This is a genomic window from Pseudofrankia asymbiotica (genome assembly GCF_001983105.1).
In the GTDB taxonomy this organism is placed as follows: domain Bacteria; phylum Actinomycetota; class Actinomycetes; order Frankiales; family Frankiaceae; genus Pseudofrankia; species Pseudofrankia asymbiotica.
The window spans coordinates 64,307-85,837 of sequence record NZ_MOMC01000037.1 but is presented as its reverse complement, the minus strand read 5'-3'; the positions used below and the strand labels follow the sequence as shown (position 1 = coordinate 85,837).

Genomic DNA, 21,531 nt, shown 5'->3' with positions numbered 1-21,531 from the left:
CATGCTTACTCTCCTGGACGGGGTATGGCGTCCCGTGGCCGCGGACCGGGGGGCGACCGTTCACTACCAACATCGCGCTGTTTGGCCGCTGTGAGCCCGGCTCCTCGGCCCACGGAGTCGGGAGAATCCTTGTGAGCACCGAGACCGTCGTCGCCCGTCCGGACCTCGGCTACGAGCTGATCGACGCCGATCATCACTACTACGAGCCCTACGACTGCTTCAGCCGCTTCATCGAGCCGGCGTTCGCCGACCGGGTGATCAACGTGCGCGTCGACCAGAAGGGCCGCGGCAAGCTCTACTTCGGTGACCGGCAGTTCCGCTACATGCGGGTGATCCAGACGGACTACATCGGTGCGCCCGGCTCCCTGCGCACGATGCTCGACAACCCGGACAGCACCGACGGGTTCGTCCACCGCGAGCTCATCCGGGGCTGGGACTACCCGGACATGATGCGGCGCGCCCCCCGGCTGGCGAAGATGGACGCCGAGCGGGTGCAGGCCGGGCTGATGCTCGGCACCGCGATGCTGCAGGCCGAGAACGAGCTGCACGACGACATCCCCGCCCTGTACGCGAACATCCGCTCCTACAACCGGTGGCTTGACGAGGAGTGGGGCTTCAACCGGGACAACCGGATCATCACCGCGCCGATGATCTCGTTGACGGACGCCGAGCTGGCCATCGCCGAGATCGACCGGGTCGTCGCCGCGGGCGCGCGCGCCGTCGTCATGAAGCCCGGCCCGCTGTGGGGGCGTTCCCCGGTCGACCCGTCGTCGCGCTCGAGTGCGGCATCAACTGGGTCGTCCCGCTGCTGCACGACGTAGACCACGCCGCGCACATGGGCCGCAAGGGCTACTGGCCCGGCGGCGAGGTGATCGGGCGGCCGAGCGAGGTTCTCATGGAGCACCTCTACGTCTCGCCGTTCTACGAGGAGGACGTCGTCGGGCTGGTGCGGGCGATCGGTCCGGAGCGGGTGCTGTTCGGCTCGGACTACCCGCACCCGGAGGGCGTCGCGCACGCGATYGAATGGGTGAACAAGCTCGACGGTCTCGACGACCGCGAGATACGCATGATCATGCGTGGCAACGCGGCGCGTCTGCTCGGTATCGAGGACTGACGCTGGCGGCCCGACGCCGTCGGCCGGATACCTCCGGGTCCGACGCCGCCACCGGGTCCCAGCGAGGCCAGCGCCTTCAGGCCACAGGCGTCGGAACATCAGAAGGGAGCGGACGCAGAGGTGAGCGATGCCGTCAACCGCCCAGCCGGCATGCCCGATCCCGTCGTGGCACCGATCAACGAGGGGATGTGGCGCGCGGCCGCGGCCGGACGCCTCGACGTGCAGCGGTGCGCGTCCTGTGGTGCGCACCGCTACCCGCCCATCGACGGCTGCTACCGCTGCGGCTCGGTGGAGTGGGACTGGTCGACATTGCCCGGCACCGGCACCGTCTACTCCTACATCTGGGTGCCCGACCGGACCCGGCCGGGCACGCCGGAGGCACCGGCGCTCTACAACGTCGCCGTCGTCACGCTCGAAGGCGCCGAGGGAGATCCCGTGCGCATCCTCAGCAACGTGATCGACGCCTGGAGCCTGGAAGATCTCCACGTCGGCGACCGGGTCGCGTTCGCGCCGGTCGGCTTCGGCGGCGCGGACGGCGCCGGTGACGGCGCCGGGGTCGGGGTCGGGGATAAGGACGACCTGGCCCTGCCCTGCTTCCGGATGTTGCCATGAGTGAGTTCCGCCGGGACGCGGCCTGCGTCGTGGGGATCGGGCACTCGGCCTACGGCACCCGGGGCTCGCTGGCGCCGCTGGGCCTGGGCCGCATCGCGCTCGACGCCGTCCTCGGCGCCTGCGCCGACGCCGGGCTCGACGCGCGCGACATCGACGGGTTCGCCGGCTACTGCGACGACCCGACCTGGCCGGCCGATCTCGCCGTCGCGCTCGGCACGAAGGAGTTCCGGTATTCAGGCCTGGTCTGGGGCGGGCGCGGGTCGGGCGTGCCGGGCGCGGTGGCCAACGCCTACGCCGCCCTCGCGACCGGCCTCGCCGACTACGTCGTGGTGGTGCGCTCGCTCATCCAGCAGGCGCGTCTCGGCCAGTCGGTGGCCGCCGGGGTGCAGCCGGGGCAGGCGATCCCGCTCGCGGCGTCGTACACCGCACCGTTCGGGATGGCGCTTCCGGCGGCGATCTACGCGATGAAGGCGCGCCGGCACATGGCGCTGTACGGCACCACGACCGACCAGTTCGCCGAGGTCACGATCAACGCGCGCCGCAACGCCGTGCACAACCCCGACGCGCGGTTCCGAGCAGAGATCACCGTCGAGGAGCATCACGCCTCCCGGTTGGTCTGCGACCCGCTGCGGCTGCTGGACTGCTGCATGGAGTCCGACGGGGCGGCCGCGCTCCTGGTCACCACTCCCGACCGCGCCCGGGACCTGTGCCACCCGCCGGTGAGCATTCGCGCCGTCGCGACGACCGGCGAGTACAAATGGGCCACCGCGTCGTTCAACACCATCGACGAGGACTACGTCAGCACCGGCCACCGCCGCGCCGCCCGCGACCTCTACGACCGCGCCGGCCTGGGGCCCGAGGACGTCGACGTCGCGCTGTTCTACGACGGGTTCACCCCGTCGGTCATCATGAGCCTCGAGGACTGGGGCTTCTGCGGCATCGGCGAGGGCGGCCCGTTCGTCGCCGACGGCGGCATCCGGCGCGAGGGCCGCCTCCCGGTCAACACCCACGGGGGAAACCTCGCCGAGGTCTACCTGCAGGGCATCACGCATCTGCTCGAGGGCGTCCGGCAGCTGCGCGGCACGGCCATCAACCAGATCACCGACGCCTCCGTCGCGCTCTACGCGTCGGGCGTGGGCGCCTCCCCGGGCGGGGGAGTGCTGCTGTCCCGGTAACCGCTGCCCGGCGGCCGTCCGCGAGGGCGCGGCGATCCGTCGTAGGCATAATCGGTGGCACCACAGCGATGCCGGGGGGCACATGCCTTTCACGTTGAGCCATCCCGCGGCTGTGCTTCCGCTGCGGCGCTGCGGCCTGCCGATGAGCGCGCTCGTGGCCGGGACGATGGCGCCTGACATGCCGTTGTTTGTCGGGTGGCCTGACTACCAGCTCACTCACAGCCTGCTCGGCGTCGTGGTCGTCGTTCCGGCGCTCGCCTTGGCCGGGTTGGGGATGTGGTTCTACCTGGCTCGTGACGCCCTGGTGGATCTGGCCCCGGATCCTGTCCGGCGGCGACTGGCCTCCCGAGCGCGGCTCACCGCCCGCCAGTGGCTGCTGGCACCGGCGGCGGCGGGTGTCGGGGCTGTGACGCACGTTGGCTGGGACGCGTTCACGCATGGAGGACGGTGGGGTGTCCGTCAGGTGTCCTGGTTGAGCGCCGAGCATGGCGCTCTGCCTGGCTATGGTGCGCTGCCCGGCTACGTGTGGGCTCAGTACGCCTCGAGCGTCGTCGGGCTGGCCGTCATCGTGGCGGCGATCGTCGCCCACCTGCGAGCTCTGCCCCAGGGGCCGCGTCGGCCGCGTCGACACCGCCTGGAGCAGGCGGTCCTTCCGGCGGCGGTGGCCTTCGCCACGGCGGTCGGCGTGGCCGCCGGCCTGGCGAACACAGGACACGGACCGCTCTACGTCGCCTTCTGCGGCGTGATCGCCGGCGGAGAGGTGCTGACGGTCGCCCTGCTGCTGGTCGTCGCGGGTTGGTGGGTGGCGCCGCGGCGGCCGATAGCCGAGTCACCATAGAACGATCGCTCGTCCGCCTAGCCGGCTGTCTGACCGCGCGCGCCTAGCCCAGTGCCTTCACCAGCCGCTCCGCCAGGACCTCGGCCGAGACGGGGTTCTGCCCGGTGTACAGGTTGTGGTCCACCACCGTGTACGGCTTCCAGGCCTCGCCGCGGGTGAAGTCGACGCCCATGTCCCTCAGTGCGTCCTCCAGCAGCCACCGTGCCCTCGCGGCCAGTCCGACGGCCTCCTCCTCGTCGTTGGTGAACGCCGTGACCCGGCGGCCCGCGAAGGGCGAGACGCCGTGCACTCTGGTCGCCAGCATCGCGGCCGGGGCGTGGCAGACGACAGCCAGCGGCTTGCCCGAGGCGAGCGCCGTGGTCAGCAGGCGGCCCGCGTCGGGGTCGGCCCACAGGTCCTCCATCGGCCCGTGGCCACCGGGGAAGTAGACGGCGTCGTAGTCCTCGAGACGGGCGGTCGCCAGCTGGATCGGCCGTCGCATCTCCTCCGCGGAGCGGATGACCTGTTCCAGGTCGAGGGCGATCTGGGCGCCGCCCGCCAGCTCGGGGCGCAGGCTCATCATGTCCACGGTCGGGACCACGCCGCCGGGAGTGGCCACCACGACCTGATGGCCGGCCTCCGTCAGCGTCCTGTACGGCGCCGCGAACTCCTCGGCCCAGTAGCCGGTGGCGTGTCTGGTGCCGTCCTTGAGCGTCCAGTACGCAGCTCCGGTCATCACGAACAGTAGCTTCGCCATCGGGATGCTCCCCCTCGTCCGGACCTGCTGCGCGTGATAGACCTTCTACTCGGTGTAATCGTATGAAGACGCACCGTTAGGTGCAAGTGAGCCCCCGCTCTGCCGCGGCGAGGTGTGCCACGGCTCGGTCGCCCCCGGACTCAACTCTGGACAAAACGGGACGGCACGCCTGGTCTGACCATACGATTCGAGGATGCGGCGAGACATGCCGACGCTCGACGGGCGACCCGTCGAGCCGGGCTCGATGATCGAGTTTGTGACGGCATACGTGTTCGGGTCGGGGACGGCGGCCGGGAAGATCATGCCCGGCTCCCGGTTCACGATCGAGGGCGTCGACGACACCGACTACTCCGATCCGATGTGGGGCGACGCCCGCGACGAGGACGAGGGCCCGGCGAGGCTGCTTATCCGAGTAGTGGCCGACGGCGTCTCTAGAATGATCGGTGTCCCGTGTGACCCGGCGATCATCCGTGCGGTGACGGTCCGTTCAAGAGCTCAGGCCTAGCCGGTGGCGGGCAGCGGCTGGCCGTCCAGACGACCTGTGGAGATATCTCGTGATGCTCGCCGCGCCCAGCCGTCCCTATACCGTCCTGCTCGCCGAGGACGACCCGGGCGATGCCCTGCTCATCGAGGAAGCCTTCCTGGTCCGTGGTTTCGGGCAGGACGTGCACATCGTGGGCGACGGTGTCGAGGCGATGGCCTACCTGCGTGACCCCGCTCGCCGCAAGCCGGATCTGATCATCCTCGACCTGAACATGCCCCGGATGGACGGTCGGGAGACGCTCTCCGCGATCAAGGGCGATCCGGAGCTGCGGTCGATCCCGGCTGTCGTGCTGACGACCTCCGACGCGCCCGACGACGTGGCGGCGATCTACGAACTGCACGCGAACGCGTATGTCTGCAAGCCCAGGGAGCTGGACGACTTCCTGGGCGCGGTGCACGCGATCGACGACTTCTTCCTGGACCTCATCCGACGCGCCCGTCGCTGACCGCGAGGATCCGGCGGCGGACGGCGGACGGCTAAGGGCCGGGCGGCCTAGGGTCCGGGTATGTGCGATGACGACGCGTCGGGTGTGCTCGCCGCCGCTCCGCGGCCCGTGACCGGTACGGCTGTCGACCCGGTGTCGCTGGCGCCGGTGGACGAGGTCGTCATCACCACGCTGATGGACAACACCTTCGACGGGCTGTTGGCGGGGGACGACCGGGTGCGGCGGTCCCGGCTCGGTGTGGGCCTGGTCGGGGCTCCCCAGTTCGAGGACGGGCTGACGACGGCGGGCCTGCGGGCCGAGCACGGCTTCTCGGCACTGGTCCGGGTCCGTCGTGGCGAGACGGTCACCACTCTGCTGTTCGACACCGGTGTGTCGCCCGACGGGATGGTGAGCAACGCCGAGCGGCTCGGCATCGATCTCGGCGAGGTTCAGGGTGTCGTGCTCAGCCACGGCCACTTCGACCACGCGGGCGGGCTCGCCGGCCTGGCCGGCCGCCGTGGGGTCCGCGGCCTGCCGATGACGGTGCACCCGCTGGTCTGGACGCGCCGTCGGCTGGCGCCCCCCGGGCTCGACCCGTCCGCGCTGCCGACGCTGAGCAGGCACGCGTGCGAGTCGGAGGGGTTCGAGGTGATCGAGCGGCGGTCTCCGTCGCTGCTGGTCGACGGCAGCGTCCTGATCACCGGCGAGGTCGACCGTACGACGGACTTCGAGCGCGGGATGCCGCCCGCGCACCAGGCCTGGGACGGCGCCGGCTGGCGCCATGATCCCCTCGTGCTCGACGATCAGGCGCTCGTCGTGCACGTCCGGGACAAGGGCTTGGTGGTGCTGACCGGGTGCGGGCACGCGGGCGTGGTCAACATCGCGCGGCACGCGCTGCGGCTGACCGGCGTCGAACGGCTGCACGCGCTGATCGGCGGCCTGCACCTGAGCGGCCCCGCCTTCGAGCCGATCATCGCGCCGACGGTCAGCGCCCTGACCGAGATGACGCCCGACCTCGTCGTCAGCGCGCACTGCAGCGGCTGGCGCGCCCAGCAGGCACTGGCCACGGCGCTCCCGGAGGCCTGGGTACCCAGCAGCTCGGGCACGTCGTTCCACCTCGCGGCCTGACCACCCGTCGAGACCACCCGTCGAGCTTGCCCGGCGCGGCCCGGCCACGGCGGGATCGATCTGTCAGGCCGTGGTCACCCAGCCCGAGGTGGTCAGTAGACGTCGCGCAGGTATCGCCGCTCGGTTGTCAGCCCACGGACGTAAGCGGCGGCCGCGTCGTCGCCCAGACCGCCGTGGCCCGCGACGATGTCCCGGAGAGCACGATCGACGTCGTTGGACATCCGGTTTGCGTCGCCGCAGACGTAGACGTGGGCCCCGCTCCGCAGCCACGACCACAGTTCGGCGCCGTGTTCGCGTAGGCGGTCCTGGACATAGATCTTGGCCGGCTGGTCCCGGGAGAAGGCGAGATCGAGACGGGTCAGCGTCCCGTCGGCGCGCAGGGCGGCGAGTTCGTCGGCGTAGTAGAAGTCCGTGCCGCGATGCCGCGCCCCGAAGAACAGCCAGGTTCGCCCGCGCCGGCGGAGGCCACGGGCCCGCCGGTCGGTCAGGAAGGCCAGGAAGGGAGCGATACCAGTGCCCGGCCCGATCATCACGATCGGGATGTCCGGGTCGGCTGGTGGGCGGAAGTGGGTGGCGGGTCGTACGGCGGCGAGCACGGTGCTGGTCGGCTCCGCACCGATGAGATAGGACGAGCAGACACCTTCGCGCCGCTGGCCGTACCGGTTGTGGAATCGGACCGCCGCGACGGTCAGGTGTATCCGCCCGGGGTGGCCAAGAGGGCTGGAGGAGATGGAGTAGGAGCGCGGCCGCGGGCGAGGCAAGGCGTCGGCCCATTCCTGCGCCGTGGCCTCGACCGGGAACTCCTCGAGAACGTCCAGGGTCTGCCGGTGCCGGATCCAGCGCGCCCATTCGTGTCGGGCATCCGCGTGCAGGAGGCCCTCCAGATGGCGGGCATCGCCGCGACGGGCGACGAACCGGACAAGGTCGGGGGTGATGGTGGTGATGTCAAGGTGACCACGGATCGCGTCGACGAGGCGGATCCCGGCCGGTGCGTCGGCGAGCGTCACGGGGGTCTCGGGGGAGAGTCCGGTGCGGTCCAGCCATTCGGTGACGGTGTGGGAGCTGTTGACCGGCCACACCCGCAGGCTGTCTCCGACCTCGTAGGGCAGGGCGCCGGCATCGTCCAGGATGATCTCCCGGACCTCTCGCGATGATCCGGGCTGGCTGAGCAGCCGGYTGCCGATGACCGTGATCTCGGTGGGTGGAGCGCTCGCCGACGCTGGTGGGCGGGGATTGGCCGTGCCCTCGGGGTGCCCGGCCCCCGACTGCGAGAGGACCACGGTCAGAACAGTGTCGAGCCAGCGTGCGGCATCCGCCTCGTAATCGGGTTCGCAGTCCATCCGCGGGGACAGCCGGGTGGCCCCAAGCTCGGCCAGGCGCTCGTCGAGCCGGCGGCCGTGGCCGCAGAAGTCGTGGTAGCTGGAGTCGCCAAGGGCCAGGACCGCGTACCGGAGCCCACGCAGGTCCGGTGCCCGCGGCCCGCGCAGCGCCTCCCAGAACTCCGCTCCGTTGTCGGGCGGGCCACCGTCACCGAAGGTGCTCGTGACGGCGAGCACGTCTCCGTCCCGCGGCAGTAGGTGGTCGAGGTCCCGCTCGGCCATGGAGCGTACCGTCGCCGTCCGACCGGCGTCAGCCAGCCGGCGGGCGGCACCGGCCGCGACCGCTTCGGCGTTGCCGGTCTGCGACGCCCACAGGATCGTGACGTGCCGTTCCCTCGGGACGGCACGCGCCGCGGGCGGCCCGCTCGACGGGCCCGGCCCGGGGAGGCCCGGCTCGCCCGCGGCCGCCGGGATCGTGGGCATGACGGTCGAGGAACCGCCCTGGCCGGACCGGGAGAAGACTCCCGCGAGCAGCCCGTTGAGCCAGGTCGCCCGGTCGGGGGCGATGGGGGCCGGCGGTGGCAGCACCGGTGCCTCGGCCGCGCCCGTGGGCGGCACCGTGCGCAGACCCGTCAGGAATCCGGCCAGGTAGCGGCGTTCGTGCTCGTCGAAGTCCGGGGGTTTCTCCGGCCCGACCGACAGCAGGTTCTCCAGCGTCGCCACGGCCCGTGACACGCGGTGCCGGTCGGCGGGGCGGGCATCGCCCTCATCCGGATCGATCGAGGTGTCAGAGCGAAGGGAGGCCGCGGCGTGGCGCGGCTGGGCGGCCCTGTGCTGCGCGCCGATCTCGCTCGGCTTTTCGGCCGGTGACGCGGGAGCCGTATCCGACTCGCGGGGTCTCGCCGCCGCCCGCCGCGCGGCGGTTCTGGTGAGGGAGACGGCGCAGTACTTGAACTCGGGCTGGAACGAGATGGGATCGACCGCGTCGTTGGTGACGGCGTTGACGCTCAGGTACTCGCCGAACAGGTCGTTCCAGTGGAACGGCGCGAAGCAGGCGCCGGGTTGGACGCGGTCCGTGACGACCGCGGGGAGGATTGCGCGGCCCCGGCGGGAGGCCACCTCGACGAGGTCGTCGTCGGCGATGCTCAGCCGCTCGGCGTCCTGGACATGAATCTCGACGAAGGGCCGCGGGTTCAGCTTCGCCAGCCGCCCGACCTTGCCGGTTTTCGTCATGGTGTGCCACTGGTGGGGCAGCCGGCCCGTGTTCAGCAGGAAGGGGAAGTCGTCGTCGGGGTGTTCAGCGGCGGGGAGATGAGGGCGGGGATGGAAGACCGCCCGGCCGTCAGGGGTGGGAAACGACGGCCGCGTGCCCCGCCCGTCCGTCGCTGGGCGAAGATAGCGGATCGGGTTTCGGGCCGGACCGTCGGCCGAGGCAGCGGGCCACTGCACCGGGCCGGAACGCAGCCGCTCATGGGTGATTCCGCGCAGGTCGTAGCCGGTCATCGGATTTTGGAATTCCTTGATTTCCTCGAAGATCTCCTCGGCGTTGGCGTAGTTGAACGCTTCGGCGTATCCCATCTCGCGGGCCACGTCCGCGATGATTCGCCAGTCGGCGCGGGCCTGGCCGGGCGGATCGAGGGCCGGCTGGGCCAGCGTCAGATTCCGTTCCGAGTTGACCATCACGCCGGTGGTCTCCGCCCACATCGCGGCGGGGAGGACCACGTCGGCATAGGCGGTCGTCTCAGTCTCGGCGAACACGTCCTGGACCACGACGAACTCGGCGGCTTCCAGACCCCTGATGGCGGTTCGCCGGTTGGCCAGCGAGGCGACCGGGTTGGTACAGATGATCCAGCATGCCTTGATGTCGCCGGCGGCCATGCGGGCGAACAGGTCGACGGTGCCCCCGCCTGCCGTGGGCCGCAGGCTACCGGGCGGTAGGCCCCAGCGGTCCTCGGCGAAGCGCCGGTCGGCCTCGACCAGCACGGACCGCTGTCCGGGCAGGCCCGCACCGAGGTAGCCGATCTCCCGGCCGCCCATCGCGTTGGGCTGGCCGGTGAGCGAGAACGGTCCGGCGCCCGGCCGGCAGATCGCCCCCGTGGCCAGGTGCAGGTTGCACAGCGCGTTGGTGTTCCAGACGCCGTGGGTGGACTGGTTCAATCCCATCGTCCACGCGCTGACCCACGCCGCGGCCTGTCCGATCCACTCGGCGGCCCCGCGGATGTCTGGCTCGGGGATTCCCGTGATCTCCGAGACCCGGGGCGGGGAATATTCGGCCAGGAATGCGGGCATCCCCTCCCAGCCGTTGGTGTGTTCGGCGATGAACGTCTCGTCGACGGCTCCGTTCTCGACCAGCAGGTGCAGGAGCCCGTTGAGCAGGGCCAGATCCGTGCCGGGGCGGATCCGCAGGAACAGGTCAGCCTTCTCGGCCGTGTTCGTCCGCCGGGGATCGACCACGATCAGCTTCGCGCCGCTGTCGCGTACCCGGTCCATCAGCCGGAGGAACAGGACCGGGTGGCAGTCGGCCATGTTGGACCCGATGACCAGGAAGAGATCGGAGCGGTCGAAGTCCGCGTAGGACCCTGGCGGTCCGTCCGCCCCGAGCGACAGCTGGTATCCGCTGGCCGCGCTGGACATGYACAGCCGCGAGTTCGACTCGATCTGGTTCGTCCCGACGAAACCCTTCGCGAGTTTGTTCGCCAGGTACTGGGCTTCCAAGGTCATCTGCCCCGACACGTAGAAGGCGACCGCGTCCGGACCGTGCTCGTCCACGATCTCGCGCAGCCTGCGCGCGGTGTGGGAGATCGCAGCGGTCACGTCGCGACCCGCGGGCGCGCCACCGCGCTCGTCACGTACGAGCGCGGTGGTCAGGCGCCCGCCGGCGGAGAGCAGGTCCGCACTCGTGGCGCCCTTCGTGCACAGTCGCCCCGCGTTCGCCGGGTGGGACCGGTCGCCGGAGGCCCTGACCACGCGGCGCCGGCCGGGCCCGTCCCGCGTGACATCGAGAACGAGCCCGCAACCGACGCCACAGTAGGAACAGACCGTCTTCACCGACGTCGTCGCGGACCGCTCGGCCTGAACCGTCATGCCGTAAGCCTTCCGTGATGAGGGCGGGCGAGCGTCACCTACAGCCCAGTGCCCACGCGTCGGGGATGAAGATGGAGGCGTCGACCGGAACATGACTGGTGGTGGCATTCGCGCGGGGCCGGGCGACCGAGCCTAGGAGACGGTCGAGGACCTCGACGCCGAACGCGAGCGCCGCGACCGGCACCCGTTCGTCCACGCCGTGGAACATGGCCGCGAAGTCGAAGCCGGGCGGCAGCGCCAGCGGCGAGAAACCGTAGCAACGGATTCCGGCCTGGGTGAACCACTTCGCGTCGGTGCCCGCCGACTGCAGGTATGGCACCACGACTCCGCCCGGGTCGACCGCGTGCAGACTCGCGCGCAGCGCCTCGTAGAAGGCGCCTGCTGGCTCGGCCTCCACCGCCGGGCCGTGCCGCAGGACCTCGACGGCCACCCGCGGCCCAGCGAGATCCCGCAGCGCCGCGGCGAACTCGTCAGCGCGACCGGGAAGGAAGCGCCCGTCGATCGTCGCGGTCGCGCGTTCGGCGGCGGCTCCGGCGGGGCCGTCGCGAACGTCACTGGTGAGCATGGTCGGAGCGGCCGTGTCGCGAAGCTGAACCGCCATGGGCGCGAAGGTCGGCAACAGGTCGCTCAGCTCGCGAAGGTCCGCCTCCACGTTCGCGTCGAAGCGCCGCCCGGCCGCCGCTCCCACGGCCCCCAGGAACGCTTCGGCGCTCGCCGGCAGTCCACCGGGGAAGCGATGGGTGGCGATGCGCGCGACGGCTTCGCACAGGGTCACGGCCGGATTCGGCCCGCCGCTGCCGCGTTCGGCCGTGAGCCGGACCCAGTGCACCCCCTTCTCGCCGACCTGGATCGGATACAGCCGCCGCCCATCGGGAAGGACGCAGCTGAACCCGCCGATCTCCCCGATGGCGTCGGAGCAGTCGGCGAACAGGTCGCGATGGTTCTCCACCAGGTGCCGCGCGCCGTGGACACCGCCGGCCTCCTCGTCGGCCACGAACGCGAGGACGACGTCGCGGGCCGGTCGACGTCCCGACCGCGCGTAGGAGCGGACCACGGCGAGGGTCATCGCCACCATGTCCTTCATGTCCACTGCGCCACGACCCCAGAGGCATCCCTCGCGCAGTTCGCCGCTGTAGGGGTCGAGGATCCAGTCGGCGCCATCGGCCGGCACGGTGTCCAGGTGCGCGTGCACGAGTAGGGCGGCCTCGTCCCGGTCGACTCCGGGGAGCCGGGCGACGACGCTGGTCCGCCCGGGCGCCGCCTCGGTCACGAACGGTTCGAGACCCACCTCGGCCAGCAGCTCGGCGACGTATTCCGCCGCGGGCCGTTCCGGGTGCTCGCCGTCGTTGGACGTGTTGATGCGCAGGAGGCGGTGACAGATCTCGACGGCCTCCTGGGCGGCCGTCGGAGTGCCCGGTTCCGGCGCCGGGATGCCGTTCACACGCGGCCTCCGAGCCGTTCCGCGGCCGCCGCCACGTCCGCCGGGGCGCGCAGCGCCTCGCCGATGCGCCCCGCGGCCTCCCGCTGCCGGTCGCCGACCAGGGCGAACCGGACGTGCCCGGCTCCCTCGGCGCCGAAGCCGGTGCCTGGGGACACCGCCACATCGCAGGAGCGCAGGAGGCCGCGGACAAAGGTCGAGTCGTCGAGGCTCGCCCAGGGGCGGGGGATCCTTGCCCAGACGAACATCGTCGCGTCGGGACGGTCGACCTCCCAGCCCCGGGCCGCCAGCTCCGCGCACAGCTGGTCCCGGCGGGCGGCGTAGCGGGCGGACACCTCGCGGGGATAGGACGACGCCTCGGTCAACGCGGCGGCGGCGGCGTGCTGGACCGGGCCGAGGCCGCCGTAGTTCTGATAGGTGCGCAGCCGGGCGAGGGCGGCCAGCACCCGCGCGTTCCCGACGGCGAACGCGACGCGCCAGCCCGCCATCGAGAACGACTTGGTCATCGTGTACAGCTCGATCGCGATGTCCTCGGCGCCAYGGGTCTCCAGCACGGACGGCGGGCGGTGGCCCTCGAAGGCGGTGTCCGCGTAGGCGAAGTCGTGGACCAGAAAAAGGCCGTGGTCGCGGGCGAACCGCACCGTCTCGCGCCACCATTCCGCGTCCACCGTGGCGGTCGTGGGATTGTGCGGGAACGAGAGCAGCAGCACCCGAGGGCGGATGACGGTGTTCTCCCACGCCCGCAGCAGCCGCTCGTGGAAGCCATGCACGTCGACGGAGCCGTCGGGACCGATCAGGGACACCTTGATGACCGAGGCGCCCGCCAGCTGCGGCGCGTAGTGGTGGGCCGGATAAGACGGTGTCGGGACGATCGCGATGTCGCCTGGCTCGAGCAGGATCTGCATCAGCTGGGTCAGGCCGTCCTTGGCTCCCAGCGTGACGACGACCTGCTGGTCGGAGTGGAGCGTGACGCCGAACCGGCGCCGGTAGAACCCGGCCGCGGCGTCACGCAGCTCCCGGGTGCCCGTGGGCGAGGTGTACCGATGGGCGTCGGGGTGGTGCAGAGCCGTGACCAGCCGTGACACCGCCAGGGGAGGGGCGGGTATGTCCGGATTGCCGAAGCCGAGGTCGATGACGTCGTGTCCTGCCGCGCGGGCCCGGTCCACCGCGCCCTGCAGCTCGGTGAGCGGGTACGGAGGAAGCTGGGGAACACGGCGGAGGGCCGGCAGCTGGACCGCCCGGCGGGCGGCGGTGGCCATGGTGGGCTCCGCCGCCGCGCGGGGGGTGTCTGGGGACAGGACCATGGTTGACTCGTCTCCGGGTGTCGTCGCCGTCCGGCTCACCACCAGGTTCCGGAAAACGTCCGGGTGGTCCAGGTCCTGGCGTCGAATATCGCGTAGCCGGGCTGGACGGGCAGTGGGACGACACCGGGAATGTCCATGATCTCCAGGGCGGTGCGTTCGACCAGAACGCCTTCGCACAGCGGTGGCGTGCCGCCGTAGATCGGGATGGTGCGGTTCTCGATCCACCATTCGTCGAACGCCTCGTCCGAGACCAGGTCGGGCCGGACCGGCATGAAGCGCTGAATCAGCTGACGCAGGTTCTTCTCATCCAGCTCGGCGCCCGGAGGAAGGCCGTAGACCTCCTCCACTGGCATGGAGTCGCGCGTGTACTTGAACACGTATGCCGCGTGGCCGATGGTCAGGACGGTCAGGATGAAGCGGGCTCTCGTCGACCGGCGAAATGCCTCGTGCAGCGCGTAGTGCGCGTCGACCGTGTAGACGTCGATCTGGTCGAGGATTACGTCGCAGCCTTGGACGAACTCGTCGGCGTTTTCGGCGGTTATCCCGTCCGGGAACACGTCGATGTTGACGTCTCTCGTCAGCTCGAACGCCATCTCGCCGACCACCTCGGCCTTGTTGCGGCCAAGGTGGTCGAGGTCGGCCCCGACCTGCCGCTGGATGTTGCTGACGTCGAACGAGTCGGAGTCCGCCAGCTTCAGGTTGCGGACGCCCATGCGCACGAACCGCAGCGTCGAGGAACCTCCGATGCCACCGGTCCCCGCAATTCCGATCACGCTTTCCCGGAGCTTCTCCTGCCGGGCACGCTGTTCGTCCCGGCTGTCGCCCAGCCAGCCCAGGTTACGGTCGACCCGCTCCCAGTAGAAGCCGTCGTCGTAGCGGCCGCGGTGCTTGATCACCTTGTTTTCGGGCATGGTTCTACCTTTCGCTGGGCATTGGTTCCTGGCGGATCGGCGAGGTCGCCCGCGTCGTTCCGGGCGGGCTGGCTCACCAGCCGTCGGACTGGCGCGGGCCCTCCGGCGGCCTGGCGGCGGGCCATCGGAGGCGGCCCGCCGCCCTGGACGGGATCGGTGTGTACGGATGGATGCGGGAGATCGGGAGGGCGTGGGTCCGACCGTCAGGGCCGGTGTCGCCGGCCGGCCGGATCAGACCGCGCGGGCGACGTCAGGCGTGGCGCCGGCGATGGCCAGGACCGCCGGGAACGGCTTGCTCATCGCGATTCCGGGGTACCGCAGCATCGCCGGCACGCCGGGTAGCGCGGGGGTGGGCACCACCTGGTAGCCAAGCCGCGCGTACAGCCGGCGGGCCGGGTTCCCCTCGAGCACATAGAGGAGGGCGTTCTCGTGGCCGGCCTCTCGGGCCTCGTCTTCCAGGCTGAGGAAGAGGCGTTCTCCGCGCCCGTTCCCGCGGGCTCTGGGATGAACGACGAGGCTGTGGATCTGAGCCGTTGTGGGCGGCAGCGGGGCACACACMAGGTTCTGGAGGCGAACATAGCCCCAGCAAAACTCGGTAGCAGCCCGGAGGCCGAGGATTGAAATGGYCTGTGAAGCGACCGCGTTTATGCCGGTCCGGCGACGCGGAAGCTTTGAGGAGGAGAYGGTGCCGTAGGCGAGAATACCAGTTGGCGAGTCGAGGACGCGACCGTCTCGGAGCACCGATTCGTTTCTTCTGATCAGACTCTCAAAGAGCTTGAGACTTGCTTCTCTCGAGCCCGAGAGCATGCCCGGGCATTCATCTTCATACAGTTGTACCAGAAGGTCGGCCACGTGGGTAAGATCGCCGTCGTTGGTGGGGCGTATGAACTCCATGAGTCTCCTCGCAGTGAAGATTCACGACTCACTGAACCATGTAACGTCCAAGTTGTGCCAACGTCAAGTGGCCGTTTCTGAATGCGAGGTTAACGCGGGATAGCGGCCAGAGATCTTCGTCGTCGGGGCCGGCCCGTGACCTGTGTGATTATCCAGATGATCTTGCTGGAAGCGCGGCTTCCGCCTCGGTGGTGATCGATTAATTGCTGGCGTGACATACTTCACGTTTGATTCGTTCAATAGCTCGCTTCGCCATTGACCCAGGTCGGGGCGGTTGGCGTCGATGATGATCAGGCAAGTGGCGCCGCGATATCTTCCGCAACGCTGTAGAAGAACGGCTCGCTGATCGTCCGTACGGACGGAGAAACGCCCCGTCCGCTCACCGRCAATCCGCGTTGTCGCCCGTCAGGACGAGGAGTTGTCCCGCCGGCCCTCGGTGCCAGAGATGTCGGCGTCGGCGTCGGCGCCGATGCTGGTCTGGCCGGCGAGGAGGCCCTCGGTGCGTACCGGCCGGCCGAGGAAGGCCGACAGCTCGCGCTGGCCGCGGGAGGTGATCCGCAGCGCCCTGGTGCCGGACTCGTGACTGACCAGGCCGTGGCCAAGCAGCGATTCCAGCACGGCGCCGCCAAGCGCACCGCCGAGGTGTGGGCGCCGCTCGGTCCAGTCGAGGCAGGCGAAGGCGAAGCGGCGACGGCCGGGATGGAGCTGTTCGAGGTCGACGTCGAGCCGCGCGAACACGGTCTGGGCGGCGGGGCCCAAGGTGACGTCCTCGCGGATTCCCGCCGGCGGATGCACCGCGTCGGCGGAGACAAGGGCGTCCATCAGCGCCACGCCCAGATGCCCGGCCAGGTGCCCGTAGCAGGAGCGGGCCCGGGCGAGGGGGGACAACGCCTGCGGAACGTGCCGCCGCCGGCCGCCTCCGGACGGCGCGGCCAGGGCACGCAGGCTGGCGAGCGCCTCCCCGACGTGCGGCCCGGACACCTGGTAGATCGCGTGGCGACCCTGCTTGCGCACCGTCACGAGCTCGGCGGAGCGCAGCCGCGCGAGGTGGTTCGCCACCCGGGGCGCCGGCATGCCCATCACGTCGGCGATCTCCGACATCGTCTGGGGTCCTTCGCCCACGAGGAGATCGAGGATCGCGCAGCGAGTGGGATCGGAGATCTCGCGGGCGAAGGYGACGACGGTCTCGAGTGGGTCCTGGTCAAGCGAGGACCCGGCCATGGCGTCCTCCTTCCTGTTCGACACGGCCAGTGTAGCCACGTTTCATGGTTGCCTGATGTGTGGTAGACATCTGGTGTCGTCCGAAGCCTGGCGATCAGCGCCGGTCTGCCGCTCGGCGTGGACCGGTGCGGGCCGAATCAAACTCCGGTGCCTACCGACAGACCCCACTCTGCCCGGCCTTCTCCGTGCCATRCCGCCGTCAGAGGTCGCCCCGGGCGGGTCACGGGCGCGGACGTCGCGCGGTGCTCCCTGAACTCGACGAGCTCGACGAGGAGGAAAAATCATGACGGTGGCGATGGCTGTCGACGGCCGCGCGGCGCGACGACCACCTCTGGTCTTCCTGACCGTGGCCTACGTGCTCGCTGTCCTGCTGATCGGGCCGAACATCCCCACCCCGCTGTACCCCACCTACCGTCGCGAGTTTCATTTCAGCGCGCTGACCATCACGCTGATCTACGCCACGTACGCGGGTTCGCTCATCCCCTCCCTGCTGGTGTTCGGCCCGCTGTCGGACGCGGTGGGCAGGCGGCGGGTCCTGCTCATCAGCTCGGCGTTCGCGGTCGCTGGAGCGGTGCTGCTGGCCTCGGCCCAGGCAACCGGCTGGCTCTTCGCGGGCCGTGTCCTGCAGGGCATCGGCATCGGCGCCGGTTCGGGTGCCGCGACCGCCGCCCTGCGCGAGTCCGAGCCACACGACGACCACACTCGCGCCGCGACGACCTCCACCGCCGCGATGGTCGGCGGAAGCGCCGTCGGCCCGCTGCTCGCGGGCATCCTGGTCCAGTACGCGCCCGATCCCCGCGTGTTGAGTTATGTGGTCTACCTGGTCCTTCTCGCCGTCGGCGGGGTGGCCATGTGGCGGTGGAACGAGCCGATTCCCCAGGGCTCGTGGACGCCACGGCGGCCGCGGATCCCGGCGGAGATGCGGGGCCTGTTCGCCACGGCCGGCGCGACCGCGTTTCTGGTCTGGGCGGTGACCGCGCTGTTCCTGGCGCTCATCCCCTCGTTCATGGCGAGCGAGGTCCACACCTCGAACGCCGCCGTCGCCGGCATGGTGGTCACCCTCATGCTGGGCGCCTCCGCCGTCGTCCAGCTGCGTGGGCGCGGCCTCTCGACGCTGCGTGCCCAGATCAGCGGCCTGCTCATCATGGTCGTGGGCCTCATCGCCCTCAACGTGGCGGGTTCCGTGGGGTCGATCGTTCCCCTGCTGGTCGCCGCGCTCGCCGCTGGCACGGGCCAGGGCCTGGCCTTCCTCGGCGCGGCGAAGGACGTCAACCTCAATGCTCCCCCCACGCGGCTGGGGGAGGTGATGTCCAGCTTCTACGTCGTCGTCTACGCCGGCGTCGGTGTCCCGATCATCGCGGTGGGCCTTCTGGCGACGTCCGTCGATCTCTTCACCGCCGTCCGTTACTTCTCGGTCGTCGTCGGCCTCGGCTGCCTGCTGGTCGCCCTGGCCCTGCGGGCGCGCGCCCGCGGTCAGGCCCGCGGCCCGGCGGTCTCCTGACCAGGCGCCACCAGCCGCGTTGGTCCAGTCCCGGCGCGTCCGCCATCGCCCGCGGGCACGTCCCCGGCTGCGACGACCTGTACCCGTCCCGATCCGTCTCTGCGCTCACGTCCCGACCGCTCATCCCCGGAAGGTGTGCTGTGGACCAGACCGCTCCCGCCCTCGCCACTACCGACCTGCCGCCACCCGATGTCGTCCTCGCCGCCGTCGGGGACGTCTTCCTGGACCGCCCCGACCCCGGCCGCGCGTTCACCGCGGTCGACCACTTCCTACGTGACGCGGACATCGCCTTCGGAAACTCGGAGGGTGTGTACGCGCGCGAACCGGACCGGGCTCCCAGCGCCGGGGTGGCCATCGTGGGGCCACCGGAAAGCGCCGCCCCCCTCGGGCCCGCCGGATTCACCGTGATGTCGCTGGCCAACAACCACATCGGCGACGGAGGGCCCCGCGCCCTGCTGGAGAACATCGATCTCCTCGCCCAGCAGGGGATCGCCGTCGCCGGGGCCGGACGCGACCAGGCCCGGGCACACGCCCCCGCCGTCCTCGAGCGGAGCGGCGTGAGCGTCGCCGTCCTGGCCTACTCGTCGACCTTCCCGTCCGGCTATGAGGCGCGGGCCGAGGTACCCGGACTCGCGCCGTTACGGTCACACAACCTCTACCGGCCCTACGAGCACGGCGAGTGGAGCCCGGGCCTGCTGCCCCAGGTCGTCACCGTCCCGCACGAGCAGGACCACGCGCGGCTGCTGTCCGACATCGACAAGGCCCGCACGGCGGCGGACGTCGTCGTCGTCAGCGTCCACGCCGGCGACTTCACCCGCCCGTTCGTCCTGACCGATCATGAGCGCCGCACGGCCCGCCTCGCCATCGACGCCGGCGCCGACGTGGTCCTCGGACATCATCACCATCTGCTGCGCGGCATCGAGTTCTACCGGGGCAAGCCGATCCTGTACGGGCTCGGGCACTTCGCCTTCGACCTCCCCGATCTTGACCGGAGGCTGCGGGCCGAAGGCTACCTGGGTGAGTCGAGCCCGGAGGACTCGCTGGCCGCGCGCCGCCGCGCCGGCGACTACCGGCTGTGGCCACAGCCGGGATACCCGCTTCTGCCGTTCCATCCTGACGCCCGGATGACGATGATCGCGGTCCTGCGCCTGAGCCCGGGGCGCCCGACGGCCGTCGGTATGATCCCCTGCACGATCGCGCCCGACGGAAGGCCCGAGCCGCACCTGCCGTCGGACGCCGACGGTGCCCGCGTCCTCGGCTACCTGGCTCGCTGCTGCGAGGAGGAGGACCTGGCCGTTCGCATCCGGCCGGATGGCTGGGGGCAGCTCGCCGGCCATCCTGTGGCCCTGGTCGAAGCGACGGCGTGACCGTGACCGGCCCGGCCACCAGCGCGCGCCCGGAACGGGGGGGCGCACGGCGATGCCCCTGCGCAACCGTGTGACGCCCCAGGGCGACCTGGTCGCCGTGTCCGCGCGGGGCACGATGCTCGGTAACCGCGGGGTGCTGCACGACGAGGACCGCCAGATCGTGCGGACCTTCCAGCACCGTCGATGGCTGCTGTGCGAGCTCGCGTTCCAGGGGCGCTGCCGAGAGATCATGAAGCCGCGTCGCTACACCGAGCTGTTCTTCCTGGACGAGGCGGTGGGGCTGGCGGCGGGGCATCGCCCGTGCGCCAGATGCCGTCCGGAGGCGTACGAGGCCTTCCGCCGGTGCTTCGCCACCGGCGGGCGCCGAAATCCCAGCGCCGAGGACCTGGACCGCGTGCTGCATGCCGAGCGTCTCCGACCGGCCCCGCCGGCCGGTCCCGTCGCCGGTCTGCCCGACGGGGGCTACGTCCTTCTCGACGACGCCTGCTGGCTGGTCCTCGGTGACCGCCTGCTGCGATGGGACGCCGGTGGTTATCGGGAACGGCGGCCACGGCCGGGTGGGCAGGCAGCGGTGCTCACGCCGGCCTCGACCCTGGCGGCCCTGCGCGCTGGCTACCGTCCCCGCCTTCATCCCAGCGCGGCGGCGTCATGACGGCGCGGGCGCCGGAGCCGTCACCGGCTGCCGATGGTTGCGCCGTCGCCACCGTCGAGTTCACCGAACCGGTGGACCTCGCCGGCAGCCTGGAGGCCTACCGGCGGCACGGGGATGACCTGATCGACCGGTGGGACGGGCGCGTCCTGATCCGGACGGTACCGCACGGCGCGGGACGCGTGGCGCTCGCCACGCGTCCCGCGGGCCCGGTCAAACGCCCGCGCCTGCACCTGATGGGGCCGCCCGATCTCGACGCCGCCGCCCTCGGCGGCCTGGCCCGCGCCCAGTTCCTCCGCGACCGGTCCGCGCTCGAGGACCTCGTCGCCCGGGACCCGGTCTTCGCGGCCATCCCCGCGCGCCACCACCGCCTCGCCGTCCTGACCCAGACCGACGTCCTGCACACGCTCGCCCGATGCGTCACCGCCCAACAGGTCACCGGCGGCTTCGCCGTGACGCTCCGGGCCCGCCTCGTCCGGCTGGTCGGGCGCCCGATGAGCGTCGGGCCGCACACCGCCCACGCGCTCGACGCCGACCTGCTCGCCGCCACCAGCCCGGAGCGGCTCAGGGACGTCGGGCTGTCCGGCCGGAAGGCCAGCGCCCTCGTCGGCATCGCCCGCGCCGTGGCCGGCCCCCTGCGGCTGGACGCGCTGCGGGATCTCGACGACGAGGAGGTCATCGCCAATCTCACCGCGCTTCCCGGCATCGGCCGGTGGAGCGCCGAATGGTTTCTCATCCGGGCGCTGGGGCGGCCGCTGGTCGCGGCGGGGGACCTGGCGGTCCGGAAGGCGGTCGGTCATCTCTACCGCCCGGGCCTGCCACCGCCCGCCGAGGACGAGGTCCGCCGCCTCACCGCCCACTGGGGACGGGCGGCCGCACTCGCGCAGACGATCGCGCTCGACCATCACCTCGAGGTGACGCGCCGGTCGCGGCCAGGCCCGGCTCGGGCCACGACCTCCCGCTGACTTCTTGGGCGCTCGCACGGTTACCTGGATCGGGGTGCTCTGCGTCGAGCTGCCGGCCGCGTCGGTGACGCGGACCGTGACGAGCCAGGTGCCTGGCGTGTCGAACGTCAGGTCCACCACCGCGGAGGCCTGGTTGCCGGTCGTCGCGCTGGTCGGCGTCGGGATGGGTGGCGGCGCGACGACCGGCGCGCTGGGCGACGGCGTCGTGGTGGGCGCATGGACAACACCGTCGACACCTTCTCGTCTGGCGCACCGCCGATCCTCGTTGACTGAATCGGGATTCGAGGCGTCGAAGGTGTCCGCTTGG

At 71.1% G+C, this 21,531-nt stretch carries 19 protein-coding genes; 12 read left to right on the top strand and 7 right to left on the bottom strand.

Annotated elements, in window-relative coordinates:
- The first annotated feature begins 131 nt into the window (after window positions 1-131).
- The 5 genes from BL253_RS18735 to BL253_RS18720 all read left to right on the top strand — a co-directional run bounded on the left by BL253_RS18735 (window position 132) and on the right by BL253_RS18720 (window position 3,739).
- Complete coding sequence (locus BL253_RS18735; protein ID WP_241834916.1) at window positions 132-821, top strand: amidohydrolase family protein; 690 nt, start codon at window positions 132-134, stop codon at window positions 819-821.
- A complete protein-coding gene (locus tag BL253_RS43830; RefSeq protein WP_241834915.1) occupies window positions 743-1,114 on the top strand; it encodes an amidohydrolase family protein in 372 nt (123 codons plus the stop codon). Before BL253_RS18735 ends, BL253_RS43830 begins: the two co-directional genes overlap by 79 nt.
- 120 nt (window positions 1,115-1,234) lie before the next feature.
- Entirely contained in the window at window positions 1,235-1,726 is a 492-nt protein-coding gene (locus tag BL253_RS18730; protein ID WP_076818412.1) for a Zn-ribbon domain-containing OB-fold protein, read from the top strand.
- On the top strand, window positions 1,723-2,901 hold the full coding sequence (locus BL253_RS18725; protein WP_076818411.1) for a thiolase C-terminal domain-containing protein: 1,179 nt from the start codon (window positions 1,723-1,725) through the stop codon (window positions 2,899-2,901). The genes BL253_RS18730 and BL253_RS18725 overlap by 4 nt, the downstream gene beginning before the upstream one ends.
- Before the next feature lie 82 nt (window positions 2,902-2,983).
- Window positions 2,984-3,739, top strand: coding sequence for a DUF4184 family protein (locus BL253_RS18720; protein ID WP_076818410.1), 756 nt, complete (start codon window positions 2,984-2,986; stop codon window positions 3,737-3,739).
- 43 nt (window positions 3,740-3,782) lie between these two features.
- Here the strand turns inward: BL253_RS18720 and BL253_RS18715 are convergent, their stop codons facing one another.
- Window positions 3,783-4,475: a type 1 glutamine amidotransferase domain-containing protein gene (locus BL253_RS18715; protein ID WP_076818409.1), complete on the bottom strand. Its 693-nt coding sequence runs from the start codon at window positions 4,473-4,475 to the stop codon at window positions 3,783-3,785.
- Between the two features lie 205 nt (window positions 4,476-4,680).
- On the opposite strand from BL253_RS18715, the gene BL253_RS18710 reads away from it, so the two are divergent.
- The 3 genes from BL253_RS18710 to BL253_RS18700 are packed head-to-tail and all read left to right on the top strand — an operon-like array spanning window position 4,681 to window position 6,571.
- On the top strand, window positions 4,681-4,980 hold the full coding sequence (locus BL253_RS18710) for a hypothetical protein (protein ID WP_076818408.1): 300 nt from the start codon (window positions 4,681-4,683) through the stop codon (window positions 4,978-4,980).
- Between the two features lie 52 nt (window positions 4,981-5,032).
- Window positions 5,033-5,464 carry a response regulator gene (locus tag BL253_RS18705; RefSeq protein ID WP_076818461.1) on the top strand — a complete coding sequence of 144 codons (432 nt, stop codon included), beginning with the start codon at window positions 5,033-5,035 and terminating at the stop codon, window positions 5,462-5,464.
- 60 nt (window positions 5,465-5,524) lie between these two features.
- Window positions 5,525-6,571 (top strand): MBL fold metallo-hydrolase, encoded by a 1,047-nt coding sequence (locus tag BL253_RS18700; RefSeq protein WP_076818407.1) that lies wholly within the window; start codon window positions 5,525-5,527, stop codon window positions 6,569-6,571.
- Between the two features lie 92 nt (window positions 6,572-6,663).
- Here BL253_RS18700 and BL253_RS18695 read toward each other — a convergent pair whose 3' ends face one another.
- The 6 genes from BL253_RS18695 to BL253_RS18670 all read right to left on the bottom strand — a co-directional run bounded on the left by BL253_RS18695 (window position 6,664) and on the right by BL253_RS18670 (window position 16,742).
- Window positions 6,664-10,974 (bottom strand): bifunctional nitrate reductase/sulfite reductase flavoprotein subunit alpha, encoded by a 4,311-nt coding sequence (locus BL253_RS18695; protein ID WP_076818406.1) that lies wholly within the window; start codon window positions 10,972-10,974, stop codon window positions 6,664-6,666.
- 34 nt (window positions 10,975-11,008) lie between these two features.
- Entirely contained in the window at window positions 11,009-12,415 is a 1,407-nt protein-coding gene (locus BL253_RS18690) for a M20/M25/M40 family metallo-hydrolase (protein WP_076818405.1), read from the bottom strand.
- The gene (locus tag BL253_RS40360) at window positions 12,412-13,716 is read right to left on the bottom strand and encodes an aminotransferase class I/II-fold pyridoxal phosphate-dependent enzyme (protein ID WP_241834914.1); all 1,305 of its coding nucleotides are present in this window, start codon (window positions 13,714-13,716) and stop codon (window positions 12,412-12,414) included. Before BL253_RS40360 ends, BL253_RS18690 begins: the two co-directional genes overlap by 4 nt.
- 35 nt (window positions 13,717-13,751) lie before the next feature.
- Window positions 13,752-14,627: a ThiF family adenylyltransferase gene (locus BL253_RS18680; protein WP_076818404.1), complete on the bottom strand. Its 876-nt coding sequence runs from the start codon at window positions 14,625-14,627 to the stop codon at window positions 13,752-13,754.
- Window positions 14,628-14,858: 231 nt separating this feature from the next.
- On the bottom strand, window positions 14,859-15,521 hold the full coding sequence (locus tag BL253_RS18675; protein ID WP_076818403.1) for a GNAT family N-acetyltransferase: 663 nt from the start codon (window positions 15,519-15,521) through the stop codon (window positions 14,859-14,861).
- A gap of 405 nt (window positions 15,522-15,926) precedes the next feature.
- Window positions 15,927-16,742, bottom strand: a complete 816-nt coding sequence (locus tag BL253_RS18670) for an ArsR/SmtB family transcription factor (protein WP_131831523.1) — start codon at window positions 16,740-16,742, stop codon at window positions 15,927-15,929.
- A gap of 283 nt (window positions 16,743-17,025) precedes the next feature.
- Here BL253_RS18670 and BL253_RS18665 point away from each other — a divergent pair, with 283 nt between their 5' ends.
- The 4 genes from BL253_RS18665 (at window position 17,026) to BL253_RS18650 (ending at window position 21,224) form a co-directional block, all read left to right on the top strand.
- Window positions 17,026-18,243, top strand: coding sequence for an MFS transporter (locus tag BL253_RS18665; RefSeq protein ID WP_076818401.1), 1,218 nt, complete (start codon window positions 17,026-17,028; stop codon window positions 18,241-18,243).
- Between the two features lie 140 nt (window positions 18,244-18,383).
- Window positions 18,384-19,610, top strand: a complete 1,227-nt coding sequence (locus BL253_RS18660) for a CapA family protein (RefSeq protein ID WP_076818400.1) — start codon at window positions 18,384-18,386, stop codon at window positions 19,608-19,610.
- A gap of 52 nt (window positions 19,611-19,662) precedes the next feature.
- Window positions 19,663-20,262 carry a hypothetical protein gene (locus tag BL253_RS18655; protein WP_076818459.1) on the top strand — a complete coding sequence of 200 codons (600 nt, stop codon included), beginning with the start codon at window positions 19,663-19,665 and terminating at the stop codon, window positions 20,260-20,262.
- Window positions 20,259-21,224 (top strand): DNA-3-methyladenine glycosylase family protein, encoded by a 966-nt coding sequence (locus tag BL253_RS18650; protein ID WP_076818399.1) that lies wholly within the window; start codon window positions 20,259-20,261, stop codon window positions 21,222-21,224. Before BL253_RS18655 ends, BL253_RS18650 begins: the two co-directional genes overlap by 4 nt.
- Window positions 21,225-21,531: the final 307 nt, after the last annotated feature.

Coding starts and splice junctions, on each gene's coding strand:
- BL253_RS18725 (WP_076818411.1), top strand. CDS start 1,723: ATGAGTGAGTTCCGCCGGGACGCGGCCTGCGTCGTGGGGATCGGGCAC.
- BL253_RS18720 (WP_076818410.1), top strand. CDS start 2,984: ATGCCTTTCACGTTGAGCCATCCCGCGGCTGTGCTTCCGCTGCGGCGC.
- BL253_RS18715 (WP_076818409.1), bottom strand. CDS start 4,475: ATGGCGAAGCTACTGTTCGTGATGACCGGAGCTGCGTACTGGACGCTC.
- BL253_RS18710 (WP_076818408.1), top strand. CDS start 4,681: ATGCCGACGCTCGACGGGCGACCCGTCGAGCCGGGCTCGATGATCGAG.
- BL253_RS18705 (WP_076818461.1), top strand. CDS start 5,033: ATGCTCGCCGCGCCCAGCCGTCCCTATACCGTCCTGCTCGCCGAGGAC.
- BL253_RS18700 (WP_076818407.1), top strand. CDS start 5,525: ATGTGCGATGACGACGCGTCGGGTGTGCTCGCCGCCGCTCCGCGGCCC.
- BL253_RS18680 (WP_076818404.1), bottom strand. CDS start 14,627: ATGCCCGAAAACAAGGTGATCAAGCACCGCGGCCGCTACGACGACGGC.
- BL253_RS18665 (WP_076818401.1), top strand. CDS start 17,026: ATGACGGTGGCGATGGCTGTCGACGGCCGCGCGGCGCGACGACCACCT.
- BL253_RS18655 (WP_076818459.1), top strand. CDS start 19,663: ATGCCCCTGCGCAACCGTGTGACGCCCCAGGGCGACCTGGTCGCCGTG.
- BL253_RS18650 (WP_076818399.1), top strand. CDS start 20,259: ATGACGGCGCGGGCGCCGGAGCCGTCACCGGCTGCCGATGGTTGCGCC.